General features: G+C 62.5%; 9 protein-coding genes and 2 pseudogenes. 6 read left to right on the top strand and 5 right to left on the bottom strand.

Going from position 1 to position 7,481, the window contains the following annotated elements; all coding sequences use genetic code 11:
* Positions 1–1,174, top strand: a 1,174-nt coding sequence (locus E8F12_RS06175) for an acyl-CoA dehydrogenase (RefSeq protein WP_280324397.1), incomplete at its 5' end; no start/stop codon positions are given.
* Positions 1,175–1,556: 382 nt separating this feature from the next.
* Here the strand turns inward: E8F12_RS06175 and E8F12_RS06170 are convergent.
* Together E8F12_RS06170 and E8F12_RS06165 are read right to left on the bottom strand one after the other, a co-directional pair.
* A pseudogene (locus E8F12_RS06170) lies at positions 1,557–1,808 on the bottom strand (site-specific integrase); the annotation flags it as partial.
* 626 nt (positions 1,809–2,434) lie between these two features.
* Positions 2,435–2,593, bottom strand: a pseudogene (locus E8F12_RS06165) (DNA cytosine methyltransferase); the annotation flags it as partial.
* Between E8F12_RS06165 and E8F12_RS06160 the strand changes: the two are divergent.
* The gene (locus E8F12_RS06160; RefSeq protein WP_280324396.1) at positions 2,580–3,119 is read left to right on the top strand and encodes a hypothetical protein; all 540 of its coding nucleotides are present in this window, start codon (positions 2,580–2,582) and stop codon (positions 3,117–3,119) included. The pseudogene E8F12_RS06165 and the gene E8F12_RS06160 sit on opposite strands and share 14 nt — an antisense overlap.
* A 177-nt stretch (positions 3,120–3,296) precedes the next feature.
* Positions 3,297–3,599 (top strand): hypothetical protein, encoded by a 303-nt coding sequence (locus E8F12_RS06155; RefSeq protein WP_280324395.1) that lies wholly within the window; start codon positions 3,297–3,299, stop codon positions 3,597–3,599.
* A 45-nt stretch (positions 3,600–3,644) separates the two neighbouring features.
* On the opposite strand, the gene E8F12_RS06150 is transcribed toward E8F12_RS06155, so the two are convergent.
* Positions 3,645–3,890 (bottom strand): hypothetical protein, encoded by a 246-nt coding sequence (locus tag E8F12_RS06150; protein ID WP_280324394.1) that lies wholly within the window; start codon positions 3,888–3,890, stop codon positions 3,645–3,647.
* Between the two features lie 32 nt (positions 3,891–3,922).
* On the opposite strand from E8F12_RS06150, the gene E8F12_RS06145 reads away from it, so the two are divergent.
* Positions 3,923–4,093 carry a hypothetical protein gene (locus E8F12_RS06145; protein ID WP_280324393.1) on the top strand — a complete coding sequence of 57 codons (171 nt, stop codon included), beginning with the start codon at positions 3,923–3,925 and terminating at the stop codon, positions 4,091–4,093.
* Positions 4,094–4,195: 102 nt separating this feature from the next.
* Positions 4,196–4,552, top strand: coding sequence for a hypothetical protein (locus E8F12_RS06140; RefSeq protein ID WP_280324392.1), 357 nt, complete (start codon positions 4,196–4,198; stop codon positions 4,550–4,552).
* A gap of 217 nt (positions 4,553–4,769) precedes the next feature.
* On the opposite strand, the gene E8F12_RS06135 is transcribed toward E8F12_RS06140, so the two are convergent.
* Complete coding sequence (locus E8F12_RS06135) at positions 4,770–5,825, bottom strand: AraC family transcriptional regulator (protein WP_280324391.1); 1,056 nt, start codon at positions 5,823–5,825, stop codon at positions 4,770–4,772.
* Positions 5,826–5,831: 6 nt separating this feature from the next.
* Positions 5,832–6,890 carry an AraC family transcriptional regulator gene (locus tag E8F12_RS06130; protein WP_280324390.1) on the bottom strand — a complete coding sequence of 353 codons (1,059 nt, stop codon included), beginning with the start codon at positions 6,888–6,890 and terminating at the stop codon, positions 5,832–5,834.
* A 333-nt stretch (positions 6,891–7,223) separates the two neighbouring features.
* Here E8F12_RS06130 and E8F12_RS06125 point away from each other — a divergent pair, with 333 nt between their 5' ends.
* Positions 7,224–7,370 (top strand): hypothetical protein, encoded by a 147-nt coding sequence (locus tag E8F12_RS06125; protein ID WP_280324389.1) that lies wholly within the window; start codon positions 7,224–7,226, stop codon positions 7,368–7,370.
* Positions 7,371–7,481: the final 111 nt, after the last annotated feature.

Here is a 7,481-nt window from a genome sequence, read left to right as displayed (position 1 = left end):
CAAAGCAAGCTTCAACTGGATCGACCCGCTGCTGCTGGACCAGCAACTCACCGAAGAAGAGCGCATGGTGCGTGACAGCGCCGAGCAGTTCGCCGCCGACAAGCTGGCCCCGCGCGTCCTCGAAGCCTTCCGCCATGAACAGACCGACCCGGCAATCTTCCGCGAGATGGGCGAGACCGGCCTGCTCGGCGCCACCATCCCCGCCGAGTACGGCGGCAGCGGCCTGAACTACGTGTGCTACGGTCTGATCGCCCGTGAAGTCGAGCGGGTGGACTCCGGCTACCGCTCGATGATGAGCGTGCAGTCCTCTCTGGTGATGGTGCCGATCTACGAGTTCGGCAACGAAGCCACCAAGCAGAAGTACCTGCCCAAGCTGGCCAGCGGCGAATACATCGGCTGCTTTGGCCTGACCGAGCCGAACCACGGTTCCGACCCGGGCTCGATGATCACCCGCGCGAAGAAGGTCGACGGCGGCTACCGCCTGACCGGCAACAAGATGTGGATCACCAACAGCCCGATCGCCGATGTGTTCGTGGTCTGGGCCAAGGATGACGCCGGCGAGATCCGTGGCTTCGTCCTCGAGAAGGGCTGGCAGGGCCTCTCCGCCCCGGCGATCCACGGCAAGGTCGGCCTGCGCGCCTCCATCACCGGCGAGATCGTGATGGACAACGTCTTCGTCCCGGAAGAGAACGCCTTCCCTGAGGTGCGCGGCCTGCGTGGCCCCTTCACCTGCCTGAACTCCGCCCGCTATGGCATCTCCTGGGGCGCCCTGGGTGCCGCCGAAGCCTGCTGGCACACCGCGCGCCAGTACGTGCTGGACCGCAACCAGTTCGGTCGTCCGCTGGCCGCCAACCAGCTGATCCAGAAGAAGCTGGCCGACATGCAGACCGAGATCACCCTGGCCCTGCAAGGCTGCCTGCGCCTGGGCCGGATGAAGGACGAAGGCACTGCCGCGGTGGAGATCACCTCGATCATGAAGCGCAACTCCTGCGGCAAGGCCCTGGATATCGCGCGCATGGCCCGCGACATGCTGGGCGGCAACGGCATCTCCGACGAGTTCGGCGTGGCCCGTCACCTGGTCAACCTGGAAGTGGTCAACACCTACGAGGGGACCCACGACGTCCACGCGCTGATCCTCGGCCGCGCGCAGACCGGCATCCAGGCGTTCTTTTGAGTGTGAAAGTGGGGTGGCAGGCTCGCCGCCCCACCTTGCGGGTGTTGCTTTCGGTTACGCGTCGCACGCATCGCTTACCAGTGTGCTGCGGTGCTGCATGGAGACAGGCATGCAAGTCGGCTTTGGGGCAACGCTGGGGCAAAAACGGCACCGCCGAGAACCGCTTTAGGCCGACCATCAAGGCGGGGACGCTGATCTAAAGCGGCTTGGCGCGGCATAGGAGTCTGACTTCAAGGGTTCGAATCCCTCCCTCACCGCCACGTTCCGATTCAAGCAAACCCCTGATATTCCTAGAGAAGTCGGGGGTTTTTGCTTTCTGGGATTTCGATTTAGGACCAAATTAGGACCAAATCGACCCCTCATAATCCGCCGGTAGGACGCTCTAGGACGATTCGGGGCGGAACCCCATCATCTGGGATACGATGCCGGCCATGCTCCGGGTATCAGAGGGAATCCATCGCCCGTAGTGCTTCTTCACCATGGTGGTGTCGGTGTGCCCCAGCTGGCGCGCGACCCATTCGACCGGGACATAGCACGACAGCGCCTGGCTGGCGAACGTGCGGCGGCATTGGTTAGGCCCGCGGTGTCGGACCCGGGCGCGCTTCAGATGCCCGATGAACCAGCGCCCGACGCTGGAAGCATGCTCTGCGACTACAGGAACGGCCGTAGCGGCGGACGTCGCCGCTACGGAAAGCTCGCGATCAATTGCCATACCTTCACGCTCCACTGTCCAGGTGCGGCGATGGGCGACCTTGGTCTCGGCAGTGCCATCGGCATGCTGGTTAACCACGTTCACCGCCTGGGTGCCGTGATCCAGCAGGCGGATCCGTTCTCCAGGCTGGAACTGCTCCATCAGCTGTTTGAAGTCCTTGCCCCACATCGTCCGTTCGCCCAGCTCAGTCCGAAGATTCACGAAGTAGCTAGCCTCCTTGCTCGGGTCGTGCTGGTACGTCCCTGCCTCCAGATCCACATCATCCCCCCCAAGCCAATCAGCTCAGACACCGAAAGCCCCGCCCAGCAGTCGAACAGGATCATGGTGATGTCCTGCTGCCGGGTAGTCTCCACCTTGGCGATCAGTTCCAATTCCTCGCGGGTGAACGGATCGGCGGAATCGTCATCGTGGTCGCGCTCGACGTTCTTCACCCGGTCCAAGGGGTTGCTCTTGAGGATGCCGTCGCCATAGGCATCGGCCCAGACGCCGCGCACCACGGTGAAGATTTCGTTGACCGACTTCGGGGACAGGCCGGACTTGAGCAGCTGCACCTGGCGGGCGAGCTTGGTCATGTCGCCTAGGTTGGGCACCTCCGGCCAGCGGTGAGCGAGGACGGCGGAGGGAAACGGCTCGATCTCGGCGAACCAGGAAGCACGCCATCCCAGCGGATGCCAGGCCACATTGGCGGCCTCGATGCCGCTGCACACGGATCCTTATGTGGTCATGGCTTTCTCCAGGTCGAGCGATGCCGTGCCGCTGGTGCTGTTCCAGCGGCAGGCGGCGTGTGTGATGGTTGAGGTCTCCCGCCAGGTCAGGTCGCGACCAATGCCAAAAGCTGGCATGGCGGGTTCCGTACCTGTAGTCGATCCACTACAAGGACTTGGCCGTAATCGCTACGACAGGTTGCTGCGTACGGCGATATTTGGGCTTGCCCAGATTCAATATATTGGTCCTTCTACGACTCCCACCTCTCGCAAAGCCAAGCCTCTTGAGGGGCATGAGCCGTTCAATCGAACAAGAGGGCACTGTATGAATCTCTCGAATCAACGAATTCAATCGGTCTACCAGACCTGGGATCTCTTGATGGGGCTATCCCGTAACGCCGATCTGCCGAAAGAGGTCCGGCAAGAGGCGGATCGGATGCTGAGGAACTATCTGTACTCCCAGAAGGACCACCCAATCGTTCCCGGCAAACCTGACACGGAGAAGCGAGAGGAAGGTAAAACGTTGTGACCAGCCACGCGATGCCGTGCCGCTGGTGCGGCTGGCGGGTGGGGTGAGGCAGTGCGGTCTTACGACAAGCCGCGTAGCCGACGGTGAGCAAAAGCGCTTGCGCCAGTGTCTTAGGGATATCTGGCGCCCTCAGCTCATGCGGGGGCTCTTATCGAGGCTCGCTGTTGAGGTTGAGTGATGGGCATAAAGCCTTTCGTTGGCGCGTTTCTGATGTTCTCCTGCGTTGCTGGCTTGGCTGTCGCGGGTGATCGCGATGACAAGTGGGAAGACGAGTACCGGGACGGCCCGTGTCGCGTCAAAGAGGTCTCTGACAAGGGCGACTACAAGCTGGAGGTCAAATGCCCGGATGGACGTGGCCGGACGTGGGCCCGAGGCGAGTGGAAGGACGAGTACTGGGACGGTCCGTGCCGAGTGAAGATCGAAGCCAAACGTGACGAGTACAAGAAAGAGGTGAAATGCGAGGGTCGTGATGACGGTTGAGTGATGGCAATGCGTGACCGGGCGCTGTGACGTCACAGCCCTATGTCACAGCGTGGTGATTTCCTTCAGCGACTCATCGTCGAGGCGGTGCGCGCCATGGATCAGGCGCTGAATCACGTCCTGCGGTTCCTCGATCTCCAGGCGCTGCATGATCTCGATGAGCTTGGCGTCGGTGGCCTTGAACAGGTCCACCTTGATGCTGCGGGAGAGGAGGCGCGCCAGGCGCAGTTCTTCGGTCTGCTTGTCGCGTTCGCGCTGTTCTTGCTTTCGTTCCTTGGCGGTCTTGGCCATCACGCCACCCTCTACCCGGCCATATCCGCTACATGGAAGTCCTTGAGCGCAAGTCTCGCCGTTGGTACTACCACGCCGAACGCCAAGGCCGTGCGCTCGACAGCATCCTGATCCACCCGGACGACTACTGGAGCAACCGCGATCTGTTGCGGTTCCTGCCGGTGCGGGTGATCGGGCTTTCATTCCAGCAGGCGAAAGACTGATAGGCCCTCTTCCTCGGCGCTAAATGGGCGAGTCCGGCAGTGAAGCCAGGCCACTGGCTGCAGCTATGCTGGAGTGGTCAACTCGGTTTGGGGCTACGCGCCATGTTGGATCTTCTCCTGCTGACGGTTCTCGCCGCAGCGCTAATTGTTCCGCCGGTCATGCTTTACCGGCGGGCGGAGCAGATGAGTTGGACGACCCGATACACCCTGTCAGCACTGCCTGCCGCCTACACATGGGCTGGATGGAAACTTAGCGAGCTCGGCTACGTTCAGCTTGGTTGCCAAGGAGGGTTGAAATACCTTCATGCGTGTTTTGCAGATGGACTTGATCTCACCCCATTGGTTGGCCATGGGTTCTTAATGATGATCCCGTTTGTCTTCGTCGCTGCCCCGCTATCTGCTTGGTTTCTGCTGGACACAGCACTTAAGCAGATAGGTGATTGGAACCGCAGAGGCTGAAAGTAGGGCGGGCCTATTACCTAGAAATCACCCCACTGAATGACACCCAGCCCGGCCAAGTGCCGGTCTACTTGTTTCTGCCGCTGACCTGTCACCCTCCCCACGGGAAGGCGGCGCCCATTGCGAGTAGTCCCTATGCCAGAGAAAGACCCGAGCATCTGGGCCGCTGTCTGGCTCACCACCCACCTTCCAATGCCCCAGCTGCCGCGAGGCGCGCTTAGCTCTGGAGGTTCGGGTGGCGGCTGCGCAGCAGGCGTGGTTGCCTATTTGAGCCGTGTCTCTTTTGCCATTTCAAGGGGCTGACGTTGAACCAGCGGTTGAATGCCCGGCTGAATCCGCTGGCGTCCGAGTAGCCGAGCAGCCCTGCCATCTGCGCCATGCTGATGGACGGATCGTCGAGGTAGTGGCGAGCCATTCCCTGACGGGTTTCATCCAGCAAGCGCTGGAAGGATGTGCCTTCCTGTTCCAGCCGGCGTTGCAGCGTGCGCGGATTGACGGCCATGCAGTCGGCGACCTTCTCGAGGGTGGCGCGGCCGCTGGGCAGCAGGTTGCGCAGCAACTGCCGGACGTAGCTGGGCAGCTCGTCGGCCGACAGCCGCTCCATCCTCGCAATGTGTTCGGCGATGAGCTGGTGCAGCCGTGCATCGGCCGCGCCCAGGGGCAGTGAAAGCACCGATGCGTCGAACTCCAGTTCGGTGCAACGGGCGGCGAAGACCGGTCGCACGCCGAATGCCCGGCGATAGGTCGCCTCATCGCCCAGCGGCTGGTGCCGGAGCCGGACCGTTGCCGGCCGCCAGCCAGCACCGGCGAGGGAGCGCAGCAACTGCACGCCGACGCCGCAAGCCAGTTCTTCCGCCTGGCGTAATCCGGGAATATCGCACTCGTTGACGCGGTAGCCGAGGCGAGCGACGCCTCCTTCAAGGTCGAAACCGACCTCGGCGGCGCCGTTATACAGGGAGTAGTTCGCGCTCAACTCGGCCAGCGCATCACCGACGGTGCCGGCATTGCGAATCAGATAGAACAGCTCGCCAAAGACATCGATGCCCTGGAACAGTCCGTACTGCAGGCCGAACGAGGCATTGCCCGATTGCGCCGCGCAGAGTTCCAGCAGCTCACAGTAGCGGCGATAGGAGAGGATGCCGTCCTGCCGGCTCAGGCTGTCCTGTGGCAGCGACGCGCGCCGAAGCATGTCCGCCGGATTGAGGCCCTGGCCGCTGGCGAATGCATCGAAGCCGACAAGACTGAGGGCGCGAACGAACGGATTGAGCGCCATGTTCCGCTACTGCCCGCTCGCGCGCGGCTGACGAGGGGGAGCCGGGGCGGCGACGGACTCGGCCAGCCGCTCGGTCTGCTGATAGTGCTGTTTCCATTTCTGCGGACTGACGCCGTTCCAGCGGGTGAAGGCCCGGGAGAATGCGCTGAGGTCAGCGTAGCCCAGCAGCTCGGCAAGCTGTGTCAGTCTGATGGACGAGTCGCATATGTAGCGCGTGGCCATCGCCTGGCGCGTCTGGTCCAGCAGCTCCTGAAAGCCGGTGCCTTCGGCCTGGAGGTAGCGCTGCAGGGTGCGCGGGCTGAGCTGCATGTGCCCGGCGACCTGCTCGATGGTGACCTGGCCATTGGCGAGCCGGTCGCGTAGCAGCTTCTGCACGTACGACGGCAGCTCCTGCAAGGTAATCCGGGCCAGTTCGTCGATATGGCGCTGGGCCAACCGCTGGAATCTTTCATCGGTAGCGCTGAGGGGCGTTTCCAGCAATGCCGCATCGAAGACCCAGGCGTTAACGGGGCCATCAAAGCGCGGCGTGACGCCCAGCAGGCGTCTGTAAATGGCGGGTGCCGCTCCCGCTGGGTGTCGTACCAGCAATCCGCTCGGCTTCCAGGGGTGGCCCAGCAAGCTTTGCATGAGTTGAGCGCCTATGCCCAAGGCCAACTCCACCGTCTGTCGTACCGAGGCGGCATCTCCATCGGTCACGTCGTAAAAGAGCCGGGCGTTCCCGCCCTGTCGTTCGAGACGGAGCTCCGCCCCGCTGCTGTGGACATGGAAGTACTGTGTCAGCGCCTTCAGCGCATCGCCCACGGTACGGGCGCTCTGGATCACGTACAACAGGCTGCCCAGGGCTTGCGAGCCTTGGTGCAGGCCCAATTGCAGCCCGAATAACGGATTCTCCGAACGCTCCGCACACAGCTCCAGCAAGGCATTGAACGTCGCACCGGGAATCAGGCCTTCCAGGGCGTCGCCCGCGAGCCCGACTTCAGCCAGAAGACGGTGCGGATCGAGCCCTTGGCTGGTTGCGAACTCATCGAATCCCAGCAGGGCGATGCCACGGACGAAAGAAGTCATCGGATGCCCGAAAGAACCATGCGGCGCGGCCAGGAGTTACGGCCCTCGTGGAAGGAAAGGGGCGATGAAGGCCCAATAGCTTATTGAAAGATCCTACACCAAGGCCTGGCGCCATTGGCACCTGCACCGCCAGCGAGCGCAACGACCAGGCGCCATTGCCGCCTTGAGGTAGCGGGCTGGCGCCTGCTGCTGCATGGCAGGTATCGGGAGTCATGATTTGCATATTTTGTGGCGCGATCTGCAAAGCTTTCGCGCCTGGCGGCGACCAGACTCAGTGCCACCAATAACAAAAGGCACTGCATTCGGCCCCAGGCCGAGTGGCGGAGGTTTTCGATGCGCCGTTTCCTGTTCGCTTGCCTGGTCGTGGTCCTGGCCGCCTGTGCCATCCATTCAATCGATAGCCCCATTCTGCTCGCCATTGCCAGCCCCCGTTCGGCCTTGCCGATCGCCAGCATCGGCGACGTATTCAGGCATTTCTGAGTAGCTGGAACTCGCCAGTGCACTTCCGCTCGCCTGGTGCCGGCGCATCCCTGCGCTGAACGCCGGAGCTCAACTTCGAAGCCGACTTCCTCCAGGACAGCCTGCATGTCG

Source organism: Pseudomonas sp. BN102, from assembly GCF_029871245.1.
In the GTDB taxonomy this organism is placed as follows: Bacteria; Pseudomonadota; Gammaproteobacteria; order Pseudomonadales; family Pseudomonadaceae; genus Metapseudomonas.
This window is presented reverse-complemented; position numbering and strand designations above follow the sequence as displayed.